19 protein-coding genes and 1 pseudogene are annotated in these 24,532 nt (G+C 38.9%); 14 read left to right on the forward strand and 6 right to left on the reverse strand.

Going from position 1 to position 24,532, the window contains the following annotated elements:
• Window positions 1–241: 241 nt before the first annotated feature.
• The 8 genes from ACERJO_RS20020 (at window position 242) to ACERJO_RS20055 (ending at window position 11,707) form a co-directional block, all read left to right on the forward strand.
• Window positions 242–1,261 carry a PstS family phosphate ABC transporter substrate-binding protein gene (locus ACERJO_RS20020; protein WP_373648652.1) on the forward strand — a complete coding sequence of 340 codons (1,020 nt, stop codon included), beginning with the start codon at window positions 242–244 and terminating at the stop codon, window positions 1,259–1,261.
• 108 nt (window positions 1,262–1,369) lie between these two features.
• Window positions 1,370–2,308, forward strand: a complete 939-nt coding sequence (gene pstC / locus ACERJO_RS20025) for a phosphate ABC transporter permease subunit PstC (RefSeq protein ID WP_373648658.1) — start codon at window positions 1,370–1,372, stop codon at window positions 2,306–2,308.
• 2 nt (window positions 2,309–2,310) lie between these two features.
• Window positions 2,311–3,195, forward strand: coding sequence for a phosphate ABC transporter permease PstA (pstA, locus tag ACERJO_RS20030; RefSeq protein WP_247107160.1), 885 nt, complete (start codon window positions 2,311–2,313; stop codon window positions 3,193–3,195).
• Between the two features lie 48 nt (window positions 3,196–3,243).
• A complete protein-coding gene (pstB, locus tag ACERJO_RS20035) occupies window positions 3,244–4,047 on the forward strand; it encodes a phosphate ABC transporter ATP-binding protein PstB (RefSeq protein ID WP_247107224.1) in 804 nt (267 codons plus the stop codon).
• Window positions 4,048–4,061: 14 nt separating this feature from the next.
• On the forward strand, window positions 4,062–4,709 hold the full coding sequence (phoU, locus tag ACERJO_RS20040; protein ID WP_247107159.1) for a phosphate signaling complex protein PhoU: 648 nt from the start codon (window positions 4,062–4,064) through the stop codon (window positions 4,707–4,709).
• A 219-nt stretch (window positions 4,710–4,928) separates the two neighbouring features.
• Window positions 4,929–5,303, forward strand: a complete 375-nt coding sequence (locus ACERJO_RS20045) for a DUF1516 family protein (RefSeq protein ID WP_247107158.1) — start codon at window positions 4,929–4,931, stop codon at window positions 5,301–5,303.
• A gap of 147 nt (window positions 5,304–5,450) precedes the next feature.
• The gene (locus tag ACERJO_RS20050) at window positions 5,451–8,321 is read left to right on the forward strand and encodes a PD-(D/E)XK nuclease family protein (RefSeq protein WP_373648653.1); all 2,871 of its coding nucleotides are present in this window, start codon (window positions 5,451–5,453) and stop codon (window positions 8,319–8,321) included.
• A gap of 14 nt (window positions 8,322–8,335) precedes the next feature.
• A complete protein-coding gene (locus tag ACERJO_RS20055; protein WP_373648654.1) occupies window positions 8,336–11,707 on the forward strand; it encodes a UvrD-helicase domain-containing protein in 3,372 nt (1,123 codons plus the stop codon).
• A gap of 149 nt (window positions 11,708–11,856) precedes the next feature.
• On the opposite strand, the pseudogene ACERJO_RS20060 reads toward ACERJO_RS20055, so the two are convergent.
• The 5 genes and pseudogenes from ACERJO_RS20060 to ACERJO_RS20080 all read right to left on the reverse strand — a co-directional run.
• A pseudogene (locus tag ACERJO_RS20060) lies at window positions 11,857–12,033 on the reverse strand (transposase); the annotation flags it as partial.
• 792 nt (window positions 12,034–12,825) lie between these two features.
• Complete coding sequence (phnE, locus tag ACERJO_RS20065; RefSeq protein ID WP_247107154.1) at window positions 12,826–13,626, reverse strand: phosphonate ABC transporter, permease protein PhnE; 801 nt, start codon at window positions 13,624–13,626, stop codon at window positions 12,826–12,828.
• On the reverse strand, window positions 13,626–14,420 hold the full coding sequence (gene phnE / locus ACERJO_RS20070) for a phosphonate ABC transporter, permease protein PhnE (protein ID WP_247107153.1): 795 nt from the start codon (window positions 14,418–14,420) through the stop codon (window positions 13,626–13,628). Before phnE (ACERJO_RS20070) ends, phnE (ACERJO_RS20065) begins: the two co-directional genes overlap by 1 nt.
• Entirely contained in the window at window positions 14,413–15,189 is a 777-nt protein-coding gene (phnC, locus tag ACERJO_RS20075; RefSeq protein ID WP_247107152.1) for a phosphonate ABC transporter ATP-binding protein, read from the reverse strand. Before phnC ends, phnE (ACERJO_RS20070) begins: the two co-directional genes overlap by 8 nt.
• A 122-nt stretch (window positions 15,190–15,311) precedes the next feature.
• Complete coding sequence (locus tag ACERJO_RS20080; protein ID WP_373648655.1) at window positions 15,312–16,307, reverse strand: phosphate/phosphite/phosphonate ABC transporter substrate-binding protein; 996 nt, start codon at window positions 16,305–16,307, stop codon at window positions 15,312–15,314.
• Window positions 16,308–16,859: 552 nt separating this feature from the next.
• Between ACERJO_RS20080 and ACERJO_RS20085 the strand changes: the two genes are divergently transcribed.
• From ACERJO_RS20085 to ACERJO_RS20095, 3 genes are read left to right on the forward strand one after another with little or no spacing between them, the layout of a single operon-like run.
• Window positions 16,860–18,896, forward strand: a complete 2,037-nt coding sequence (locus ACERJO_RS20085; RefSeq protein WP_247107150.1) for a chemotaxis protein CheA — start codon at window positions 16,860–16,862, stop codon at window positions 18,894–18,896.
• A 24-nt stretch (window positions 18,897–18,920) separates the two neighbouring features.
• Window positions 18,921–19,367: a chemotaxis protein CheW gene (locus tag ACERJO_RS20090; protein WP_247107149.1), complete on the forward strand. Its 447-nt coding sequence runs from the start codon at window positions 18,921–18,923 to the stop codon at window positions 19,365–19,367.
• A 27-nt stretch (window positions 19,368–19,394) separates the two neighbouring features.
• Complete coding sequence (locus ACERJO_RS20095) at window positions 19,395–19,754, forward strand: response regulator (protein WP_035344610.1); 360 nt, start codon at window positions 19,395–19,397, stop codon at window positions 19,752–19,754.
• Between the two features lie 150 nt (window positions 19,755–19,904).
• Here ACERJO_RS20095 and ACERJO_RS20100 read toward each other — a convergent pair whose 3' ends face one another.
• Complete coding sequence (locus ACERJO_RS20100; RefSeq protein WP_247107148.1) at window positions 19,905–20,267, reverse strand: YhjD family protein; 363 nt, start codon at window positions 20,265–20,267, stop codon at window positions 19,905–19,907.
• Between the two features lie 285 nt (window positions 20,268–20,552).
• On the opposite strand from ACERJO_RS20100, the gene ACERJO_RS20105 reads away from it, so the two are divergent.
• The 3 genes from ACERJO_RS20105 (at window position 20,553) to scpA (ending at window position 24,441) form a co-directional block, all read left to right on the forward strand.
• Window positions 20,553–20,852, forward strand: coding sequence for an IDEAL domain-containing protein (locus ACERJO_RS20105; protein WP_247107147.1), 300 nt, complete (start codon window positions 20,553–20,555; stop codon window positions 20,850–20,852).
• A gap of 189 nt (window positions 20,853–21,041) precedes the next feature.
• Window positions 21,042–22,265: a methylmalonyl-CoA mutase family protein gene (locus ACERJO_RS20110; RefSeq protein WP_373648656.1), complete on the forward strand. Its 1,224-nt coding sequence runs from the start codon at window positions 21,042–21,044 to the stop codon at window positions 22,263–22,265.
• 37 nt (window positions 22,266–22,302) lie between these two features.
• A complete protein-coding gene (gene scpA / locus ACERJO_RS20115; RefSeq protein WP_373648657.1) occupies window positions 22,303–24,441 on the forward strand; it encodes a methylmalonyl-CoA mutase in 2,139 nt (712 codons plus the stop codon).
• Window positions 24,442–24,532: the final 91 nt, after the last annotated feature.

The raw sequence follows: 24,532 nt of genomic DNA on the forward strand, positions 1-24,532 counted from the left end.
TTTTTTAGTAGTTCCTTTGCTACGGTGAAAGTTGTCAATGTACCTCATTAATAAGAATAGTTTTCTTAAATTTAGACATTATTTGATAGGTCAAATGCCCAATATAGATAGATTTCAACATTCATTTACAAAACCTTTACATTGTAACCATACTCTCTTAATAATGCGAGACTATACTAGCAAATGTGAGAGGGAAACCTATTACACACATTCTCGTTAAAGAAAAAGGGAGGACAATGAAATGAAGAAACTATTAATGCTATTAATGATGGCCGTTCTAATGCTTGTTGCAGTAGCATGTGGATCTGCGGATGAAACAGATGCTCCTGAGGAAAACACAGGTGGTACAGAAACAGAAGAAACAACTGATGATACAGAAGATAGTGATTCATCAGAAGGTACATCTGATGAATTAAGTGGAAGTGTTGTTGTAGACGGTTCTGGAACGGTTTATCCGTTAATGTCAGTTATTGCTGAAGATTACATGTTAAATGGTCAGCAAGGTGTATCGGTTGAAGTGAGCCGTGCAGGAACAAGTGCTGGGTTTCAACGTTTCTTAGCAGAGGGTGGAACTGATTTTAACGATGCATCACGTGCAATTAAAGAGGAAGAATTAGAGCTTGCTGACGAACTAGGAATCGAAGTTCAAGAGTTTAAAGTTGCATTAGATGGATTAACATTTGTTATTCACCCTGACAATGATTGGGCGACTGAATTAACAGATGAACAGCTTATTAGTATTTTTAAGCATGATGGTGGCGTAACAAAATGGTCTGATCTTGACCCGAGTTTTCCAGATGATGAAATTAAGCCAATGGGACCGAATGAAAACCACGGAACATACGAGTTCTTTTATGAAGTCATTTTGGAAAAAGAAGATTTAGTTGACTCTGTTAATCTTCAACAGGAATATTCTACATTAGTTAATCTAGTATCAGAAGATGTAAACGGAATTGCATTCTTTGGCTTTGGTTATTATGTGAACAACCAAGACCAGCTTCAAGCAGTACATGTTGATTTTGGTAGCGGCCCCGTTGCCCCAAGCTTAGATACAATTGATGAATCTGGTGATTATGCTCCATTTACACGTCCAGTATTCACTTATTTGAATGTTGATATGGCAAAAGAAAAGCCGCAAGTTCTCGATTTTGCCTATTACGTAGTCAATAATGTAAACAAGTTCGCTGGTGAAACAGGCTTTGCACCACTTCCAGAAGAAGAAATTCAATCTTATATTGAAGTCCTTGATGGGTTAAATTAAGCCAAAAATAGTGGTAGAAGATGAGGCATGATTGCGCTCATCTTCTCTGCTTTCATAATCGTTAGTCGTTTGAAGGAACTGGGTGAAGGGGGGAATTTTGAAGTGGAAATGAAAATGGGGAAAACGGTGAATGTGCAACAATTAATTGCTGAAAAAAAGAGTTCAAGAAACTTTTTAAGTGTCTTTGAAAAACTGATTCCAAAATTGTTATTACTCATTGCAACGGTTTCAATCTTAACGACAATTGGCATTTTATTTACATTATTAACTGAAACGTTTGAATTCTTCCGTAGAGTTCCTTTGTTAGATTTCTTTACAGGGACTGTATTAAGACCTTTAAGTCAGGAACCTCAATTTGGTGTACTACCACTCATAATGGGAACGTTATTGTCTTCCATCATTGCCATGTTTGTGGCTATTCCAATTGGGTTAATGACAGCTGTCTATTTAAGCGAATATGCATCAGAAAGAATAAGAAAAACGTTAAAGCCTTTGCTTGAAGTATTAGCAGGTATTCCTACGATTGTTTATGGATTCTTTGCTTTTACATTTGTAACACCGATTTTACGTTCGTTTATACCTGGTTTAGAGCTGACGAATATATTGAGTCCAGGTATTGTCATGGGCATTATGATTATTCCAATGGTGGCGTCCTTATCTGAAGATGCAATGAGTTCTGTACCGAATTCAATGCGGGAAGGGGCACTTGCATTAGGATCGACTAAACTAGAAGTAACGAGTCGAGTCATTATCCCAGCGGCAACATCTGGTATTATTGCATCCTTTGTTTTGGGTATTTCTCGTGCGATTGGAGAAACGATGATTGTGACAATTGCAAGTGGAAGCTCAAAAAACTTTACTTTCGATATTACTCAATCTATGCAGACGATGACTGCATACATTGTTGAAGTCTCTAGTGGGGATGCTCCTGCTGGTTCGACGATATATTATAGCCTATATGCGGTGGCGATGACATTGTTTGTTTTTACACTTGTCATGAACTTGCTAGCGCAATATATTTCTCGTAAGTATAGGGAGGAATATTAATTATGAAATACGTAGATCATGTGCAAGTGGCAAAGAGAATGAATACGAGGCTACTTTTTAATAAAGTTTGCAAAATGATTTTTTTTCTCTCGACCTTATTTGGGCTAGCAGTATTAGCAGTTCTAATTGCGAGAGTTGTTTCTGAGAGTGTGGGATGGATTGATTTGAATTTTTTGACAGGAAGATTATCCACTAACGCTGATATAGCTGGTATTATGGGAGCTATTTTAGGAACACTTTGGCTCATGCTCATAGTGGGGCCAGTGACAATGTTTTTGGGAGTCGGGACAGCGATTTATTTAGAGTGCTATGCGAAAAGAGGGAAATTTCATTCGTTTATTCAAACGAACATATCCAATTTGGCTGGTGTTCCTTCCATTGTATTTGGGATATTAGGTTTGACTATTTTTGTACGATTATTGGGTCTTGGGAATGTTATTTTAGCCGGTGGTTTAACGATGTCATTGCTTGTTTTACCAATTATTGTTGTTGCTAGTCAAGAGGCAATAAGAGCGGTTCCAGGATTTTTAAGTGAAGCCTCTTACGGAATGGGTGCAACAAAATGGCAAACGATCAAAAATATTATTTTGCCAGCTGCATTACCAGGAATATTAACAGGTGCTATTTTATCGTTATCCCGTGCGATAGGAGAAACGGCCCCGCTTGTCGTTATTGGAATTCCGGCTTTACTTATTCCTTTTCCTGGTGGTATTATGGATCGTTTTACTGTATTGCCGATGCAAATTTATTATTGGACGATTGATGCAGCTCTTGTTGCAGAGTATGCGAATTTAGCTGCTGCGACGATTGTCGTATTACTATTAGTTCTCTTTGTTATGAACTCAGCTGCTATTGTTATTCGTAATAAGTATCAAAAAAGGTATTAATCTTAAGGGGGAGTTATGATGGTACTTGCGTCAGCGAAAGAAAACAAAATGATAAATCATACAGACAGTAGGCAATCTACACAAGTGAAGGTAAATAAGAGTGTAGTATATGATACGAAATCATTAAATTTATGGTATGGCAAGGATCACGCCCTAAAAAATATTAACCTAGCCATTCATGAGAAGGAAGTAACGGCCATTATTGGTCCTTCTGGATGTGGTAAATCCACATATATTAAGACACTAAATCGCATGGTTGAGCTCATTCCAATTGTAAAAATTTCAGGTGATATTATGTATCGCGGAAAAAGTATCCTCAATCGTTCTTATAAAGTAGAAGATTTAAGAACGCGTGTTGGAATGGTGTTTCAAAAGCCTAATCCTTTTCCGAAATCGATCTATGACAACATTGCCTATGGACCACGTATTCATGGGATTCGTAATAAAAAGGTTTTAGATGAAATTGTTGAGAAAAGCTTGCAAGGGGCTTATATTTGGGATGAAGTAAAAGATCGGTTAAATGAAAATGCTTATGGATTATCTGGTGGACAACAGCAACGTCTGTGTATTGCTAGATGTTTAGCGATTGAACCGGATGTTATTTTAATGGATGAACCTACTTCTGCCCTCGATCCCAAATCAACATTAAAAGTTGAAGAGCTAATTCAAAAGTTAAAAGAATCATATTCCATTATTATTGTTACTCATAATATGCAGCAGGCAGCACGTATTTCAGATAAAACAGCGTTCTTTTTGAATGGGGAAGTTGTTGAATTCGATCAAACAGATCTTATTTTTTCAAATCCTAATGATTCTCGCACGGAAGATTATATCACAGGGCGCTTTGGTTAAGGTGAGGTTTGTTTATGTCTATACGATCACAGTTTGATAGTCAGCTTGATGTTGTGAAAATGAATTTACTTAAAATGGGAAGAGATGTTGATACGATTTTGAATAATGCTTTAAAAGCATTTGATTCTTCCGACCAAGCTTTGATGGATAAGATCATTAACGAAGATTATAAAATCAATCAACTAGAGTTGAGTATGCATGATGAGATTATTTTGCTTATATCTAAACAGCAGCCAGTTGCCAGTGATTTACGAAAATTAATTGTCGCATTAAAAATATCGAGTGATTTAGAGAGGGTGGCTGATCTAGCTGTTGATTTGGCTAAACAGTCAAAAAGAATGACTCATGTTACTCCTTTTCAGAATCAAATCCTTGAAATAGGGATGAAAGCTCAGGAAATGCTACTGATTGCTCTAGAATCATATGAAAAAACGAATATATTAGTCGCACAGAAGATTGCTACTATGGATGATAGAGTCGATCAAATGTATGGGCAGTTTATTCGTGAATTGTTTTCAAGACAAGATGGTACGATTGAAATTAATCAAATTACCCAACTCGCTTTTATTGGTCGATTTATTGAACGGATTGCGGACTATGCAACAAATATTGCAGAATGGGTTATCTATGAAGTTAATGGGAAGCATTTCGATTTGAATTGATGATTATGAAATGGTATTCACATGTCTAAGTGGGATAACCGTATTGAGTTTATAACTTATACGGTTTTTTCTTGATAAAAGTGGTACAATTTCGCAACAATTGAATGACGTTTCATTGAACTTAGTCAATACCGTACAAAAATATACGGTTTAGACTTGGAGAATCCTCCTCATGTCGCTTATACTTAAAGGAAGAAAATAAGGAAAGGGGGAGTAGAGATGTCACAAACTTTGATTAATATCTTCTATGAGTCACATCGAGGCTCATGGGCTATCTTGATAATTTTGTTCATTGCTGCTTTTTTCTTATATAAAGCACAGAAGAACAAAGGTGCAACGATCGTACATATGATTACCCGGTTGTTCTATTTGATTATGCTCGTGTCAGGTATTGGTACATTAATAGGGTATCAATTTCCAGTTGTACTTATAGTGAAAGGTATTCTTGCACTTGTACTCATTTATGTGATGGAAATGATCCTAGTCCGTACGAAGAAGAGCACGCTAGGAGATAAGGCTGGAGTCTATTGGATTGCACTTGTTGTAATAAGTCTTATCGTCATTTTGATGGGGTATGGCGTGATTCGTTTTTAATCAGTTTTTAATACTAGAGATGCTTCATTAGGTATTTAACCTTTTGAAGCATTTTTTTGTACAAAATGGAGCTGGCGTTTCTCGTGTTTAATGAAAGATGGTAAACTTGAAGGAGCGATTTACGTTGGAGGGAGTGAATAGATATTCATGAAACAGATAATTTATGGAGCAGAAATACATGTTGTAGCTCATAAATCGAGGTTAGAAGCTACATATAAACGCCAGCAAGAAACTAACAATCGAGCCTTCTATTTGTTGCCATCTTCCTCTTGGTTGAAGCAAGCAAGAGAGAAGCAACCAGGGCTAATCGTTTGTACGTTTGATGATTTGGCAACTTATATTCTTGATCAAAAGGAAATGTCGTATTTATCGTTAACAGAAGAGGAGCGTACACTATTCTTCCAGCAGTTCGTTAGAGATGAAAGCATGTTTGATGGCGAGATGAATATGGCCAAGGCTCGGGGCTACGCTGACACTTATGGACAAATAAAGCGTTTAGGAGTTGGCGTACAGGAGCTTGAAGGATCTTTAAAACCATTAATTCCGCTTTTTATGAAATATGAACAAGTGATTATTAATGAAAAAAAGCTACTTGATCCAGAGAATCGAATTTTATCCGCTATTCAATCATTACTGAATGGGAAAGGTATTCATCTCTCTCATGTTGTCATTGACGGTTTTTTTGATTTTAGCCCTTTGCAATCATTGTTTATCAAAGCGTTAAAAGATACAGGTGCCAAGATCGAAGTGATTCTACCGAATGAATCTTTTGAAATTGTCGAGCAGACCGTGAGAGAGTTGGAGCAAATGGGCTTTGACAATCACTGGCAACCTAGTAAACGATCGAAGCAAGAGAATAAGAAAAAAGTGATTGCAGCAACTACGATAGAGGAGCAGTGGAGGGGCGTAATGGAGGAGATTTCTTTATCCTCATTACCTGAAGAGCAAATTGGAATACTGCTCGTTGATGAACAGGACGGGCTACAACAATTACAACGATATGCTGATATGTATCATATTCCTTTACAAACTCCAGTTAAACGAACAATAGAAACGACTGCTATTTTCTCCTTTATTAAGCGAGTGATTGAATGGGAGCAAAGGCCATTAACGAAATGGGAGCAGCTGCCGATCGTAGAGCAGGTTTTGAAGCTACATGATGTCAAGGGGCTATCTTTTGCTAAGCAAAAGAAAGATTTTCTTGAAAATGGACAGTGGCTTGATGAAAGGTATAAGCAGTTATACGATATGGTGTTTGAATGGAAGCGCTCTGATGAAGACTTATTTATTCATTATTTAACGAACTTACTCGATTGGTTGAAGAGGTTGCCTTTATTATCATATTGGCAAGAGAAGCTAATGGAAAAGGGTCGTCTTTCTGTGCAACAAGAAATAGCAGATGAATTCAAGGCATTAGAGTTAATCGTTAGTAAAGTAGAAGCCGAGCTAACAGAATTAAAGGAAAAAAACGTTGATGTAAAAGTGACATTTGAGTTATTTGTCGAATGGTTTCGTGCAATAGGCTCGTCTACTAGTATCTTTAAAATACGTGGAAGCAAGAGAGGGATAGCTATTCATACGTGGCGTGACATTCGTTCTTTTTTAGGTAAACGATTATACGTTGTAGGAATGAATGAAGGCCGCTTCCCATCTCCTCACCGTTTAGGTGGATACGTTCAGGAACGAGATTTAGCCCATTTACCTATTCGGTATAGTGCGCCGACACAAGAGCATTTTCAGTTGAAGCAGCAAGCGTATGTTGATCAGCTTGCCCTTTTACAAGTCGAGACGATTATCTTTACATATGTGCGAGGTGTTGACCCTGAGCATCCTCATTTGCCGTCTCCTTATTTAATGGATCTTTATATAGATGAGGTGTGGTCATGGCAGAAGCGTATGCAAAAAGCTGTCAGCTTGACGAAGCAATCATTTGTGGAGCAAGTGGCATCGAAAATAGGAGAAGGTTATAAGGTAGATCAGATACCTGCATCACTATTAAAAGTACAAGAACGACAAGCCCGTTTGGCTGAAGCGAAAGAGCGATTCACGTCAGAGTATGCAGCAAAGAAAAAAAAGCATATCGTAGCAGTAACGGAGCTTGAAAGCTATGCTCGCTGCTCTTTTCGATTTGCCATGGAGAGAGGATTAAACGTTGGGGAGCTAAAAGCAAAGCAAGAACAAGTATCACCCCTATCAATTGGTCAAGTTGTCCACGATTTGATTGAAGGTGTTTATCGAGACTGTCAATTAGTTAACCGTCCGTTCGGATCTGCTACTGACATTGAGCTACAGCAAGTTCCGGTTCGTTTAAGGGAACAATTCGAAGAAAAATGGGTAGACGTTGAGCAGCAAAATCATGAGCTTTCTCGATTAGATTTAATGTTAAAAAAGGAGCAATGGCAACAACGATTAATTCAATGGTGGCAAGCTGAATTAAAGCATTTTTGGCATAATCATGCTCTTGAAGAGATGAAGATAATGGCATTTGAATATCCAGTTCGTTTAGAACTCCCTATATCCGAAGAAGAATCACTTATACTTGTTGGTAAAGTGGACCGTGTTGATCAGAAAGGTCAATCAATTGTGATCTATGACTACAAGACGGGAGCTGCTACGATTAAAATGGACGAGGTTCAATCGGGCTTAAAGCTACAACTTCCTTTATATGCGTATGCGATTCGGGAACAGCTTGCGTTAAAGGAAAACAAAGAGATGATCGTAGATGGTGCCTCCTATATTTCATTAAAAGAGCCTAGTAAGAGAACAAATAACGGAATTTGGCGCTCTGAACTAATTGGAAAACATTCACCGTATCAAGTAACGTCACATTGCAAAAATCGTGAAGATGACTTTGGAACAAAGTCCTTTTTAGATAAATATCAAGTCATCGAGCGAGTTCATTTATTGTGGAAAGGAATGTCTCAATCCTATGATGTGGCTCCTCAAGAATGCTCACCATTTTGTTCTTACTTGTCTATTTGTCGTGCAACACCAGAACAGCGAGAGGGAACACGCTGAGAGGGGGAATTAGGATGAATTTTAATGAAGCACAAAGTACATCCATATTTAGTGATAAGCCATTGTTGTTAATTTCAGCGGGTGCTGGGTCTGGGAAAACAAGAGTTTTAACGGAGAGGTTCGTCTACTTATGTGAGGTTCGTTACCTAAAACCAGATGATCCATTAGGCGCCTCGGTTGATGAAATAGTGGCAATTACGTTTACTGAAAAAGCGGCTCGCGAAATGAAGGATCGTATTCGAAAACGAATGAATGAAAAGGAACAAGAAGCGACTTCTGATGATGCTGCATCGTTTTGGCGGGAGCAGAAAGAGTTGCTAGAAAGTGCGATGATTTCAACCTTTCATAGCTTTTGTCAAAGGTTATTGTCGCAATATGCCCTACAAGCTGACCTCCCTCCTCGTATAAGGATATTGGATGAAGTAGAAGGTACAGTGATGAAAAGGGATATTCTATTGAAGCTTCTCGAAGAAAAGGAACGATTTCAACGTGTGTATCCATTGTTTCAATTCATGAGCAAGCAGCAGTTAGTGGAGACGATTGAGCAGCTTCATAATGAAATTACCGAATTAACCATTGGCGAGGACACGATTGAACAGTTACAAGTGGAGGAGATGTTACGGGCTCAATCGGAAGCTAGGGTGGAAGAAAGGAAAAAGGTCGTTCACTCCTTTCATCATCACGCACGTAACTGTATTGAGCGATTTCCAGACCATGACGAACTCTCTGCGACTGTAAAAAAACATATGATGAATATTGAAAAGGCTATTGCTTCTGCATCAAGTGAGGAGCCAGAAGCTTATATGGAGGTTGTGACAGAGGCGATGCCGAGTCGGACAAACAAGGCTTGGGCGGAGCAGTCTCCTGCTTTGTATGAATTGTACGAGGAGCATTGGAAGCCGTTGAAGGAGATGTGGAAAAAGGTAGGTGGACCTGTTGAATTAAAAGAGGAAGCCGTCACGATCTTGGAGGTGATCGCTTCACTAGTGAAAGAATTTCATTTGAGCTATAACCGTGCAAAGAAGCGAGCGGCTTTGTTAGATTTCACTGATCTTCAACAAAAAGCAGTTCGTTTATTGCAGGACCCTCACATCCAGCTATATTGCCAGCGTCAATTTCGGCATATGATGATTGATGAATTTCAAGACACGAACCGTCTCCAGCTAGAGGTATTAAACCGAATTAAGCCACTTTATCAATTTATTGTAGGCGATCAAAAGCAGTCGATTTATCGCTTCCGCGGCGCGAATGTTCGTTTAATGAATGAGATGGAGGAAAAGGCTAATAGGGAAGAGACCGCACAAGCTATCTTAATGAATGAAAACTATCGTACAGTATCCTCTATCATACATGTAGTAAATAAACTATTTTCAGGTATGATGGTTCATGAGAGGACGGAAGACTTCCAAACGGTGTATGCTCCACTTATTGCTCACCGGCATCAAACGGAAAGAAACGAAAAACGTGTAGAATGGATGAAAATGTTAAAGGTAGATGGGCAAGAGGAGACCCAGTATGATCAGCTTGCCAATCGAATGGTTGCGATGATCGAGGCTGGAGAGCCTTTAGTTGGTGAAGGAGAGAGCAACTGGCGTGAACCTTCCTGGGGAGATATGGCGATTTTAATTCCTTCACGAACGAATTTGCTCTTGCTGGAGCAAGCGTTAACGAAGAAGAACGTCCCTTATGTGATTAGTGGAGGGATTGGCTTTTTCGAACGACAAGAAGTGATGGATTACTTGACGATGATTCGCTGGTTAACACGTCCTTTTGAGGATATTCATTTGTTAGCTCTATTACGCAGTCCAATACTTGGGTTAAAGGTTCAAGATTTCTTTCAAATGAATGACTGTTTAGAAGAGGGACAAGCGTTATATGAGCTTGTGTATGAACAATCGCCTCAATGGTCTTCACTATCTAATGAGGTCCAAACGGCATGTTTGCGTATTCAGAGCTGGATGGATAAATGGATTCCGTTTAAAGAAGGGGAATCTTTAGTCGATTCATTAATGGAGCTCTTTGCTGAAACGGATTTACGAGCGTCTTTATTGCTTCAAGATAATGGATTGCAAAAAGTGAAAAATGTGGAAAAGGTAATCCAATGGATGGTTGATCGCCATGAAGTGAATTTAGAAGCAATTTTAACTGAATTAGATATTCGAATTGAAATGAGTGAGAAGGAGGGTGATTCTGAGGTTGAACGTGTACAAGGCGATGTCGTTCAAATTATGACGATTCACGCATCAAAAGGTCTAGAATTTCCGATTGTGTTTTTACCTCAGGTTGAGCGTTCAATAAGAAAAGATAGTGGGCGAATTCGTTTCCATTCTAAATATGGATTTGTTTTAAATTTGCAAAGGGAGCAGATGGAATTGGGGCAAAAGCCAGAAGTAATTGATACTCCTGGTTTTGAGATCGTTAAGTCAATGGCCGATGCTGAAGCGATCGAAGAATCAAAACGCTTGTTTTATGTTGCAACGACACGTGCTCGTGATTACCTTTATCTCATTGGTGAAGAGGCAAATGGAAGCCATACTTGGATGTCTTACCTTAACGAAACGCTTGAAGATCATGAGTTGGAGCATGAAGTTGTGATGTCAGAAACATATGAACCTCGTTATTGGAAAAAAAGGGAGTCAAGTATCCACTCTATACCGGTACTCAAGGAGAAAAGGCAGGCCCCTTTATCATTGACAGTTTCAGAGATAATGACATTTATTCACAATCCTAATCAGTATTATCAGCAGTTTGTTGTAGGTGTTCCATTTAGTGAGGAAGTGATCGAGAGTGGACAGGGCAGAAGAGGAAATCATGTTAGTCCTTCTCGATTAGGGACGCTTGTACATCGTGCATGTGAGCTAAGAGATTATGGTTTATCACCTATACGTGCTGTTGAATTGGCCGTTGAGGAAGTCGAACTGGAGGATGCGCTCAAGTATAAAAAAGAGATCGAGCAAATAATGGAACGATATTCTGAAAAGGTTCGTCAATCATTAGGAGCTCAAATAGCTAATGAGTGGTCATTTGTGACATTTTTTGATGGTGTTGAAATAATCGGTGAAATTGATAAAGTCGTCGAGAAAAATGGTCAAATACATCTTTATGATTTTAAAACGAATCAAGTTTCTACTCGAACGAGTAGGGAGTGGCTCGACTATTATAAGCCTCAGCTGTATTTGTATCGATATGCTTATGAAAAGGAAACGAACGAAAAAGTGGCTACAGCCTCACTTTATATTTTCAAAGATGAAGTTGAACCGATTCACCCTTTGATTCCTCATGACAAGGAAGAGAAAGAGATATTCAGAGCACTAAGGAATTTAATTGATCTGAGACAAAGAGGTGCTGGACGAGAAGAGTATGCTCGGATGAGTGAAATGAAATAGTAGAAGTGGCTGTTCAGAGAACGGCCACTCAGACAGAAAATAGAGGAAATAACGTAAAAGAGGCCGGGACATAACTAGCGTCAAATAGTAAGAAAAGTGAATTTGAGCGAACTCAAATTCACCTTTCTCTATTTTGGGTGTAGATTCTTTTATCTTCTCTCGTTTTCTACCTTTGATTTTCCTCGTACAGAAAATCGAGTGAAACGCAAAGAAGCATTTAAATATCCAAAAACTGGTTTCACGTCGTTTTTACGTTTTCGATAGATGGCACCCATTTTCTCTTCTGAAAGCATCGCTCTTACATATTCTTTTTGCTGTTCCCATTGGAAACAAGGTTCATGTTATTTGTTTTTGCCGGACTGAGTGTTATTGTTTCTTTATTTGATATCATTCGATTCACCTGCATCTATGTACTACCTAAATGATAAAATAAAATGACAGGGAAGTGTTTGATAAAATGAAACTTCAAACTGTAGATAAAAGGCCTTTGAGTCTCATTTCTCAACTTTTTAGACTATTTCTCTTATTTTCTTTTTATCGTCGAAGAGTAGGGAATGTCTATCTTACCTCTCAACAAAGCGGACGGGATGGGAGGGCCGACTCCTGCAGGAGGGAAGGGCAGGTTGAAATCCACCGGCGCAGCCGGTTAGTTCAATGCCCGCCTGCGGAAAGCGTGCACCCCATCCCGGGAGCGAGGGCAAAGCTCCCTTTCAAGTAACTCAAGGAAGAGTAATGGCTCCGCTCGTTGCGCGCCTTGCTATGAGAAACCCACTCATTGCCCACTCATTGCAAGGCTTTCAAAATCGGGCAACGGCTACGCACATTACTTCAAAGTCACTAAAAAAATAAAACCAAACTTTTTCAGTGGCCTCGAAAGCGAGTGGCTGGAGCGCAATGGAACGAACCTTTGGCAGCTACATATTCCGTGAAATGTGAGGAGATCCCTAAATAATGGAAGCCGGTGAGATTTTACGTCAAGTAAAATCTCACCGGCTTTTCATTTCAGAGGAGGGTTTTGTCCTAGCGTCTTTGTCCACGGTCTGATATTTTTTGTGGCTTTGGAAAGTGATTCGGACTCCGTGCGATCAATTGAAGAAAAGATGCTATCACGTTTTTTCTTATACAATCCGTTTTCTAATTTGGGCGCTAATGACGTCGATGATCGTGACGACGACAATGATCACAAGAAGGATCATACCGACTTCATCCCAATTACGATTCTGGATTGAGATCGTAATTAAGGTCCCGATTCCACCCGCTCCGATGATTCCAAGAATGGTTGAAGCTCGAACGTCAATTTCGAAACGGTAAATAGCGTAAGAAAGAAATTCTGGAATGATTTGTGGGATAATTCCGTAAAATAAGATTTGAATTTTGTTTGCTCCATTTGCTTCCAATGATTCAACGACATGCATATCAATTGATTCAATGACTTCACAATATAATTTGCCGAGCATTCCGATTGATCCAATAGCGATCGCCAAAACACCAGCAAAAGGTCGTGGTCCGATTGCGGCTACAAACATAAGTGCTAATACAAGCTCTGGAAAAGCACGAATGGCATCGAGAATCCATTTTGATAATGTATTTAACCATTTATTTCTAACCATATTACTAGCAGCAACAAAGCCAAATGGTATCGCTAAAATGGACGCTAATAATGTCCCGGTATAAGCCATTTGTAATGTTTGCCACATTAATGACATAACATTTTGAAAGGCTCCCCAATCAGGAGAAAAAAGTTGGGGGATCACACGTCCAAAATTTGTGACGGTTCGTTCACTAAAAATACGTTCCCACTTTACATCAATTGTTGTAAAAGTCCAAACGTATAGTGTAATTAGCGCAACAATAATGATGATATTTCTTATTAAGATAAGGGTGGATCGTTCTCTTTTAGGTGGCATCATTAATTCCATTACACAATTCTCTCCCTTATTTTATTGCTTGCATAATCGATTAAGACAACAGCAATAAAGATAATAATAATAATGGTCATGACTCGTGGATAGTTAAAGAAGCTAATTTGCTGTTGCAATAGTAATCCAATCCCCCCTGCTCCAACAAAACCTAGTACGGTTGAGGCACGGACATTTACTTCAAATACATATAAGCCAAATGATACAAATTGTGGTAGCACTTGTGGTAAGACAGCATACCAGATGACTTGAAGGGTATTACCTCCTGATGAACGAATAGCTTCAAGCGGGTTCATATCGATTGATTCGATCGTTTCATACATTAATTTCGCTAATATGCCTAGTGAAAAAATAAATAAAGCTACGATTCCAGGAAATACACCAACTCCAAAGATTCCGACAAAGATAATCGCTAACAAAATGTCCGGAATGGTTCGTAATACGTTCATAAAAAATCGAACAGGTTGATGAATCCAAGGCTGCGGAAATAAGTTTGCTGCTGATAATAAAAAGATTGGCACACTGACAATAGCAGCAAAGGTTGTCGCAATAATGGCCATTTGAATCGTTTCGATTAACTTATCCCATACTTGTGGCGCGTAGCTCCAATTAGGTGGAAATAAATGAACGGCAATATTCTGAATACCACCCCAACCACGAATAATGTCAAGGGGTGTGGAGCGAGTTGCCCACGATGTATAAGCGTAAATTCCAACGATCAATAGAAAAATAAGTGTTATTTTCAGTTTTGTTTTCGAAGGGATGATTGTTATGCTGTCTGGTGTATTACTCATCTTCTTGACCTCCTACAAGGTCATCCTCTCGAATTTTTCGACCATAAATTTCTTCAAATGTTTCCTTTGACACATCACTTGCAGGGCCATCAAAGACAACTTCACCTGCACGCATGCCGATAATACGATCGGCATATTCCATCGCCATATCGATAAAGTGCAGGTTAACGACCGTCGTAATATGATCTTCCTTATTAATCTTGCGTAAATAGGTCATAACTTGATGAGACGTTGGAGGATCTAAGCTAGCAACAGGTTCATCAGCTAAAATGATGTCGGGCTGCTGTGTTAATACACGAGCAATCGCAACACGTTGCTGTTGACCGCCGCTTAATTGATCAGCTCTTTGGTGCACCTTTTCTGCAATGTTCACACGCTGTAAGCTACGATAAGCGAGTGAAACAGTTTCTTTTGGAAAAAGGTTTAAAATACTTGCAATGGTTCCGGTATGACCTAGCCGACCTGACAAAACATTTTTCATGACGGTGGAACGCTTGACAAGATTATAATTTTGAAAGATCATTCCGATTTTTGTACGTAAATGCCGGAGCTTTCGTTGATTATACGTTAAAATATTTTCATCATTTATAAGAAGTTGTCCACCTGTAGGAGTTACAAGTCGGTTCATACTACGAATTAAGGTTGATTTTCCTGCTCCAGATAAACCAACAATGACAACAAATTCCCCTTTATTTATCGAAAGGTTAACGTTCTTTAATCCCTTCGTTCCATTTGGATATGTAAGTGATATATCCTTAAATTCAATCATGCTATTCCCCTCATTTCTCTTTTGTGTAAATGTAGAAAGGTTTCATCCTCCTCTTATGCTTTTTAGCGTAAAAAAACATAAGAGGAGGGAGAAAGAACTTTCTCCCTCCTAAAGCGCGCTTCTTAGTCTAAAGTAACTTCATCTGAAAACTTCTCAGCAACACTACGTACAACGTCATAATCGCTGTCACTTGCATTGTCAATCCCTGTCCAGTTATACACTTCATCCATAATAGTGATCATTTCTTCATCATCGTTAAATGACATGAATACAGAAATCACTTGATCGATAAAGCTTTGAGGAAGTGACGTATTAATGGAGATCGTGTCATTTGGAATTTCGTCTGTGTAACCTAAAACTTTTAAATCATCCATTGCTTCTGGGTAATCCTCTTCTATGGCCGTACGAGCATCATCAAATGTTGTAGCGACATCTGCATCGCCTTCAAGAACGGTAATAAGAGCATTGTCATGTGAACCAGCCTGAATCATATCAGAGAAATATTCCTCAGCACGCTCCACACCATAGTCATCCATTAATTGTGCTGCTGGATATAAGTAACCACTCGTTGATGCAAGGTCTGGGAATGCCCAAATCTTTCCTTCTAAATCTTCAATTGATTCAATATCAGAGTCCGTACGAACCGTGTATTGTGCTTTATATGTTGAGCTTCCGTGACGAATTGATTTCAAAATGGCTTCAATGTTGTCATAACGGTCAGTAGCAAGGACATAACCGAATGCAGGGATGAACCCAATGTGTACTTGGTCATTTCCCATTGCCTCAACGAGAGCTGTATAGTTTGTCATAACTTCTCCACGTACTGTTACACCAAGCTCTTCTGTTAGGCGTTCAGCAAGTGGCTCAACTGTACTCGCAATATTCGCCGAATCTTGTGAAGGTACAAAGCCCATTACGATTTCACTAGGAAGATCCTCTGTTACATCTGCTTCAGTTTCATCAGCCTCATTCGTGCCATTTTCTTCATTATTGTTTGTTTCTTCTGTCTCTTCTGTACCTGAATTGTCATCAGCATCTTCATTAGCGTCTTCTGTTCCGCAAGCTACCATGACAACTGCTAGCATAAGAACGAGTAACCAAGGTAATAATTTTTTCAATTCGTTCAACCCCTTTTTAATTTTATGTAAGTATGTGTCGTACATTTGTGATTTTGCATGATAGCATGTCTCAAATCAACGAAAATTGGAATTTTTTACAAAGAATTAACAAGGTGTTTACATAACTTACAAGGAATTAATAAATGATTGGCGAGGATTTGAGAATTTTTCATCCAAGTCACGTGAATTTCTAATAGAATAGGAAAAATTACTTATTTCTTTTATTTGTCTTGTTGTATGAGTGAAAGAAAATGGTATACTAGTATATGACTACATACCTAGTTGAAATAGCAATTGAAAAATTCTGTGCTTTCATTTTTTTATAGGTCTATTTTCATGTTGAGAGAATCGTATGTAAGCAAAAATCACTTTGTAGCCATCATTTCTGTTAAATATGGAAGGGTCTTATTTAAAAACTATTTCTATTTTACTAGTTATAATCTACTTTTTTTACTTTAAAATATGCTATGATGATACAAAAGCTCCGTATGTCGTTTACGTTTCTTAAGTGAACCTCATCGGTTATTTAGAACACATCGAGGTGATAAAGTCTTGGTAAATTCAGAGTACTTAGATGTCTTTTTAGATGAAAGTCAGGAGCATCTCCAAGCGATTAACGACAATTTATTAAAGCTAGAGCAAGCACCTGGAGATTTATCTATTGTAGGAGAAGTATTTCGTTCTGCCCATACTTTAAAAGGTATGGCTGCAACAATGGGCTTTGAAGATCTTGCCCACTTGACTCATAATATGGAAAATGTGTTGGATAAGATTCGTCAATCAAAGCTAGACGCAACTTCAGGTGTGCTGGATGTTGTTTTCCTTGCTGTCGATGATTTGGAAGCAATGGTTCAAGATATTGCTAGTGGTGGCGATGGAAAGCGAGATGTTCGCGAAGTTGTTTCACAATTGGAACAAATTGATAAAGGTGAAGCACCAAGTCAAGAATCTGCTCCAAAGACTACTCATTCAAACACAACTTCATTGGAGATCGAAACGTTTGATGAATTTGAACGAACGGTTCTTGAACAGTCAGCGGAACAAGGGTTTGAAGCTTATCAGTTAAGAGTGACATTAGATGAAAGGGCGATGTTGAAGGCTGCTCGCGTTTTCATGGTGTTAGATGTCGTCGAACAAATAGGTGAAGTGATTAAAACGAATCCTGCTGCTGAGGACTTGGAGGAAGAGAAATTCGATCAGTCATTCACGTTAATCGTTATTTCGAAGTCAACCGGCGAGGATGTCAAAAATCGTATTCTCAAAGTTTCGGAAATTGAAGCCGTTGATATTCAGAAAGTTGACTTGAAGGCTTCGGCAACTGCTATCAAAGAGCAACAGCAGGCTTCCGAACAAGTAGCAGCATCTGCGGTTGCAACTAAAGGTAAAGCAGCAAATAATGTGAAACAAGAAAAGTCAGCTGATACACCGAAGCGTGCAGAGGCAAGTAAAACGATTCGTGTTAATATTGAACGTTTAGATGTGTTAATGAACTTATTTGAAGAGCTCGTTATTGATCGAGGGCGTCTAGAGCAAATAGCTTCAGACTTGCGAAACTCAGAACTTAATGAAACCGTTGAGCGTATGTCACGAATTTCTGGTGACCTTCAAGAAATTATCTTGAACATGAGAATGATGCCAGTCGAGCAAGTGTTTAATCGTTTCCCTCGAATGATTCGTAGTCTTTCGAAGGACCTTAATAAAAAGGTCAATTTAGAAATTATTGGTGCGGAAACGGAGCTAGATCGAACGATCATTGATGAAATTGGTGACCCGCTTGTCCATTTATTACGTAATTCGATTGATCATGGAATTGAAACCCCTGATGTCCGTATTGCTAATGGCAAACCGGAAGAAGGTACGGTTGTTTTAAAAGCCTATCACTCAGGTAATAATGTCTTTATCGAAATTGAGGACGATGGAGCAGGAATTGATCGAGAAAAAGTGATCAAACGTGCTCTCGCAAATGGTGTGATTAAAGAAGAAGATATTGAAAAGATGACAGATCAACAAATCTATGGATTGCTGTTCTCTTCTGGCTTTAGCACAGCGGAAAAAATTACCGATATTTCAGGCCGAGGTGTGGGCTTAGACGTCGTAAGAAGCACGTTTGAGTCATTAGGTGGAGTTGTGACAGTGAATTCGGAGCTAGGGAAAGGATCTGTGTTCTCTATTCAATTACCACTTACACTTTCAATTATTGATGTAATGCTTGTTGAAGTGCGAAAGGAGACATACGCAGTTCCGTTATCCTCGATTGTTGAAACTGCAATTGTGAATAAATCTGATATTTATAGTGCACATGGACAAAAGGTCATTGACTTTAGAGGCAAAGTTGTACCACTCGTTTATTTGAAGGACGTATTTGAAGTACCTGGTGAAACAATTGAAGATGATTTCTGCTCACTTGTCATTGTACATAAAGGCGAGAAAGTGGCAGGTTTAGTTGTCGATTCGTTAATTGGTCAGCATGATATCGTATTAAAATCACTAGGAAATTATCTGAAAGATGTATTTGCCATTTCGGGTGCAACGATTTTAGGAAATGGACAAGTCGCACTGATCGTTGATACGAATGCGTTAATTAAATAAGAAACGAAAGGGGAGGTGATCCTTTTGTCGTATGAAACGGCGATTAAAGCAGATTTGAAATTAATTGTATTTCAATTAGGAGATGAGGAGTATGCGATTGAGGTTGATTATATTCAATCAATCGAACGCATGCAGCCTGTCACGAGGATTCCACGTACATTTCCATTTGTAACAGGTGTTATGAATTTACGTGGTGTGATTACACCCATTATAAATTTACGAGCTCGTTTTGATTTGGCTGAGAAGGAATATGATGAATCTACTCGCATTCTCGTCATTCAAAAGGATGAGATGGAGATGGGCTTTATTGTCGATGGGGCAAATGATGTCATTGACATTCCATTTGAGAAAATCGAACCAACTCCAGAAGTCGTCGGTGGTGTAGAAGCTGATTATTTACGTGGAGTTGTAAAAATCGAAAATCGTTTATTTACATTGTTAAATTTAGAAAAAGTTATTGAAGGAACATAATTGTTAAAGATTAATGAGGTGATGGAAATGGCATCTGTTCTTATCGTAGATGATGCAGCATTTATGCGAATGATGATTAAAGATATTTTATCAAAGAATGGGTTTGATATTGCTGGTGAAGCAGCAAATGGGGCTGAAGCAGTTGAGAAGTTTAAGGAATTAAGCCCTGATTTAGTAACAATGGACATTACAATGCCTGAAATGGATGGTATTCAAGCGCTCAAGGCCATTAGAGAAATCGATTCAGGTGCGAAAGTGATTATGTGTTCGGCGATGGGACAACAATCAATGGTTATTGATGCGATTCAGTCAGGCGCAAAAGACTTTATCGTTAAGCCGTTCCAGGCAGATCGAGTACTTGATGCAATTAATAAAGTGTTGGGATAAGAATCCGAAAGGAAAACTGGTTGATTAAGCGTTCGTGCTTGATCAACCAGTTTTTTCTTGTTGTTAGAATTTATAAAATTCGGCTCTATACTAAATGTGATGGTGGAAGGTGACCAATCAAGATTGACCGTCCAATCCATTAATGACGCACTAAGAAGGATGCTTGATTGTCAGGAAGCTTGAAGTAATGTAATCAAACACTTGGCTTTTTAAGTGGGAATTTAGGATTTTCATGCTACCTTCATATCCACGACATGTGTAACGGTATTCGGTAAATAGTCCATCATTTTTGTATGTTTCTACTTTCAGATGATGGCGAAACATATATTGTTTAACGGTCGCCATTTCTTTACTAATTTGATCTAACGTGGAGCGGGTTAACTCTAAATAGGGAGCTTGTAAACGTAAAGAAGCTTTTTCTAGTTGTGTCCAATCATTTTCCAATGCTTTCCGTGATATAGATAGGAGAATGAATAGTCGAATCATGCGTTGGTCTTCTGTTGTTAGCTTCAATATTCTCACCTCTCAAGGGAACTAATGTTCTTATTATACTCCGATTTTACTGTAAATACAACGAACCTCTCTAAAAAAGAAAAAAGTCTTGAAGGCTTATTGTATCCTTCAAGACATCATTCTCTTTAAATAACTATTTCAATTGAGACAGTAGTCACTAGTGGTTGCCTTCTCAACTAGCTGATTCGTTTAATTTTTGAAATCAAGATGTCGATATGTAAAAAAGGTTTCAATTAGGGGATATCGGGTATTAGTAGAATAGAAATGCGAGGGAGGGAAAGGAAAATGGACAAACAATATGCATTAGATAAAAAGGTGATTAAACAATTGAAGTTAATTAGTTCATTACAAAGTCGTTCGCAAAGGACTGTTCATTCTCTCTACGCACAAGCGATTCTTGAATATTCTATGTATCATTATAAAAAAGAGCAATTAGAAGCAGCTATAGATCAAGCATTAGTAGAGCGAAATGAAGACAGCTTTCAACGTTTCTCAAAAGAATATAAAGAGTTGCTTGCTGCGCATGTGGAAGGAAAAACAATTAGTGAGGATGGGTTCCAAGTATACTTACCATTTGAAGAATAGAAACTATAGGAGTTTAGAAGGCAGCTGAAAAAGATGGAACCTTTTTCAGTTGCCTTTTGCTTTCATCAAATGGAAATTGGGCAATCATCGCTTTCAGCAATGCTCGAAACTTAGGGGAAATCGCTTTAAAGAAAAGACGAATAACGTACCTCCATTGATAATAAAGTAATAAAAAATGGAGGAGCCTTTATGGAGAATTATAATAAGTGGAAACGAGCGGTGGATCAAATTTTGACGCCAAAGGAGCAAAAAACAATGATTGACGAGGACATTGTTCTCGATCTTTTATATCATAAGGTCTCGCATATCAATCAAGCGATCCCTTACCATGAACCAGGACAATTTCCCTTTATGAGGGGACATACAGCAAATTTGACAAAGCCACTTATTATCCAATCAATTCCAATGAGGGAAAAGGAAGTAACGGAAGCTCGTATGAAGGAAGCGCTTGAGGAAGAAGTCGATGGCATTGAACTCTTGTTATCATTTTCGGAATCACAAGCAGGGAAGAAAGATGGCATATATAAGCTAGAAGAATTGCTAAAGGTATTACCACTTACAAAAACAGAGTTACATATAAAATCAGGAAAATTACAGCAGGCTTTCATTAATTTATTAGCTAGTCTTACAACTGAAGATGAAAAGAGGCATATTCAAGGTGCCATAACAGCAGATCCGTTTTGGCTATTCATGGAGGAGAAATTGACGTATGAACAACAGAGTCAACAGTATGAAACGATAGCTAAGCTTATCCGTCATTCTCCTTTTACGAATATACGTCTGATCGGTATTAATACGGATGGTTATCGTCAATTAGGTGCGAATGTGATAACCGAAGTTGCACTAGCACTAGCGATCGGAGTTGAATACATTGAAGGAATTGCTAGGGGGCGTATTCACCCAAGTGTGATCGGTAAATCGATGGTATTTTCTTTCTCAGTGGGTAGCTATTTAAGCATAGAAATAGCTAAAATTCGGGCATTTCGCGCATTATGGGCGGTCGTTATGAAGGAGTATTGTGCAGAAACAATTGCTCAAAAGGCCTGGATCGAAGCAAGAGCAGATCCTTTGTTACAAGTAAAAGGTGATCCACATCTGTCAATAGTAAAAGTAACTGTAAGTGCTATTGCTGCGATTTTATCAGGAGTGCAACAATTATCGGTTCGACCGTTTGACGAGAATGAATCGAATACGCATTTAAATGACAGACTTGCCCGTCACGCTATGATGATCTTGAGAGATGAAGCATTCCTCCATTTTCCTATTGATAGTATTGGAGGCTCTTACTATATTGAATCGTTAACGGAGCAAATAGCGGAAAAGGCTTGGAAAAGATTTATTGGAATCGAGCAACAAGGCGGGGTAGAACGAGCGAGAAGGAATGGTTGGTTGAAAGCATATGTGATGATGTGACCAAGGTTAAAAGAGAGAAGTGGTGGGAGGGACTGAGGTGATAAGAAAGGCGTTTCAACGGACACCTTTTTCGAAAATTGAACGACTGTATAAGCAGGAGCTTCATCAGGAGGAAACATCCTTTTTTTATCGCGAAAGTGAGGCTTGCCTACACCTTGAATCTTATCCTGGGAATCGTCCATTTGTACGAGGACCTTATCCAACGATGTATAAAAAAAAGCCGTGGACAATTAGGCAATATGGCGGTTTCTCGACTGTAGCAGATAGCAATCGTTTCTATCGTGAATGCTTAAAGGATGGTCAAACGGGATTATCAATCGCATTTGATTTAGCTACACATCGTGGTTATGATTCTGACCACCCTGCTGTTGTAAGTGATGTTGGTAAAGCTGGAGTAGCGATAGACACCGTTGAAGATATGATCGAGCTATTTGCGGGCATTCCACTTGATCAAATAAGTGTATCCATGACAATGAATGGTGCAGTATTGCCGATAATGGCGTTTTTCATCGTTGCAGCTGAAAAGTATGGTGTGGATAAGAAAAAGTTAAAAGGAACCATTCAAAACGATATACTGAAAGAATACCTTGTGCGTAATACGTATATTTATCCACCAAAAGCATCGATGGATATCTCAACTAATATTATGTCCTATTTAGCCCATCACGTCCCTTTCTTCAATAGTGTAAGTGTATCAGGCTATCATATGCAAGAAGCAGGTGCCCCTGCAGAGCTTGAGCTTGCTTATACGATTTGTAATGGGATGGAATATGTGAAGGCTGGAATTGGTGCAGGATTAAATGTCGATCAATTTGCACCCCGGCTATCTTTTTTCTGGGGCATTGGCATGAATTTCTTTGAAGAGATTGCAAAGCTCAGAGCAGCGCGATTGTTATGGTCAAACGTAATGGAGCGATTTCAACCGACAAATGAGCATTCATTTCGGTTGCGAGCTCATTCACAAACATCCGGATGGAGCTTAACTGCTCAAGCTCCTTATAATAATTTAGTCCGAACAACAATAGAGGCAATGGCTGCTGTTATTGGACATACGCAGTCACTTCATACGAATGCATATGATGAGGCGTTAGCTTTGCCAAGTCGTTACTCAGCTAAACTAGCTCGACAAACGCAGCAATTTTTACTTGATGAAACAGGATTAACTGATGTGATTGATCCATTTGGTGGTTCTTATTACGTTGAATCATTGACCACACAGTTATATAACAAAGCGTGGAAGCATATTTCTGAAATAGAGCGTAATGGTGGGATGGTTAAAGCTATTTTGACAGGAATTCCGCAAAAAAAGATTGCGTTAGCTGCTACAGAGCGTCAGGCAGCGATTGATACGAAGCAAGAGGCTATCATTGGATTAAATAAGCATACGAGTCATAGAGAAAGAACAGATGAAAAACTGCTGTATTTAGGTAATAAACACATTCGTGAGCGACAAATGATGAAGCTTGCAGCTGTAAAAAAAGGGAGAGATGATCAGGTCGTTCAAGCAAGGTTAGCAGCGATTAAGAATGAAATGAAACAAAAAAGGAACAACTTACTTGAGCTGGCGGTTGAAGCGGCTAGAGCTCGTGCGACTCTAGGGGAGATTTCTAATGCGCTTGAACAAGTTGTGGGCAGACATACTGATACTCTTTCGTATGTGAGAGGCATCTATAAAATGGAATGGATGTATAAGCATGAACGGGAACAGGTTGAGAATGAGATTAAGAATTATAAGGAAAGGGTGGGGAAAAAGCCATCAATCTTGTTAACAAAGCTTGGTCAGGACGGCCATGATCGAGGCATCAAAGTGATTGCAGCTGGATTTGCTGATTTTGGTTTCGATGTTCGTATGGGGCAATTGTTTCAAACACCTCAAGAGGCAGCACAACTATGTGTGGGGGAGAATGTTGATTGTGTCGGTGTGAGTACACTTGCTGGTGGCCACCGGGAGTTGATACAGCAATTCGTTCATCACTTAAATAAGATAGGGAAAAAGGATATGCTTATGATCGTCGGTGGAGTTATACCTGATGAAGATGTTCCATATTTGAATAAGTTGGGGGTAACAACAATTTTTCATCCAGGTACAGTTGTTATAGAAGCGGTATTAGAGGTTATTCACAAATTAAATGAACAAATCCGTGTAGAAAAAGGAGCCTCTTACAAAGAAGGATAAGGGGTAAAATAAGAAATTGAGTTAAATCAAAGTAGGTATAAGTAAATTTACGTAACGACGATATTAAGAAAAGCCGCTGTGCGGCTTTTCT

The organism is Halalkalibacter sp. AB-rgal2 (genome assembly GCF_041821005.1).
Lineage (GTDB): Bacteria > Bacillota > Bacilli > Bacillales > Bacillaceae_D > Halalkalibacter.

What these genes read in the sequence shown, in the direction of transcription:
- ACERJO_RS20020 (WP_373648652.1), top strand. Translation starts at nt 242, where the DNA reads ATGAAGAAACTATTAATGCTATTAATGATGGCCGTTCTAATGCTTGTT.
- pstC (WP_373648658.1), top strand. Translation starts at nt 1,370, where the DNA reads ATGAAAATGGGGAAAACGGTGAATGTGCAACAATTAATTGCTGAAAAA.
- pstA (WP_247107160.1), top strand. Translation starts at nt 2,311, where the DNA reads ATGAAATACGTAGATCATGTGCAAGTGGCAAAGAGAATGAATACGAGG.
- pstB (WP_247107224.1), top strand. Translation starts at nt 3,244, where the DNA reads ATGATAAATCATACAGACAGTAGGCAATCTACACAAGTGAAGGTAAAT.
- phoU (WP_247107159.1), top strand. Translation starts at nt 4,062, where the DNA reads ATGTCTATACGATCACAGTTTGATAGTCAGCTTGATGTTGTGAAAATG.
- ACERJO_RS20045 (WP_247107158.1), top strand. Translation starts at nt 4,929, where the DNA reads ATGTCACAAACTTTGATTAATATCTTCTATGAGTCACATCGAGGCTCA.
- ACERJO_RS20050 (WP_373648653.1), top strand. Translation starts at nt 5,451, where the DNA reads ATGAAACAGATAATTTATGGAGCAGAAATACATGTTGTAGCTCATAAA.
- ACERJO_RS20055 (WP_373648654.1), top strand. Translation starts at nt 8,336, where the DNA reads ATGAATTTTAATGAAGCACAAAGTACATCCATATTTAGTGATAAGCCA.
- phnE (WP_247107154.1), bottom strand. Translation starts at nt 13,626, where the DNA reads ATGGAATTAATGATGCCACCTAAAAGAGAACGATCCACCCTTATCTTA.
- phnE (WP_247107153.1), bottom strand. Translation starts at nt 14,420, where the DNA reads ATGAGTAATACACCAGACAGCATAACAATCATCCCTTCGAAAACAAAA.
- phnC (WP_247107152.1), bottom strand. Translation starts at nt 15,189, where the DNA reads ATGATTGAATTTAAGGATATATCACTTACATATCCAAATGGAACGAAG.
- ACERJO_RS20095 (WP_035344610.1), top strand. Translation starts at nt 19,395, where the DNA reads ATGGCATCTGTTCTTATCGTAGATGATGCAGCATTTATGCGAATGATG.
- ACERJO_RS20105 (WP_247107147.1), top strand. Translation starts at nt 20,553, where the DNA reads ATGGACAAACAATATGCATTAGATAAAAAGGTGATTAAACAATTGAAG.
- ACERJO_RS20110 (WP_373648656.1), top strand. Translation starts at nt 21,042, where the DNA reads ATGGAGAATTATAATAAGTGGAAACGAGCGGTGGATCAAATTTTGACG.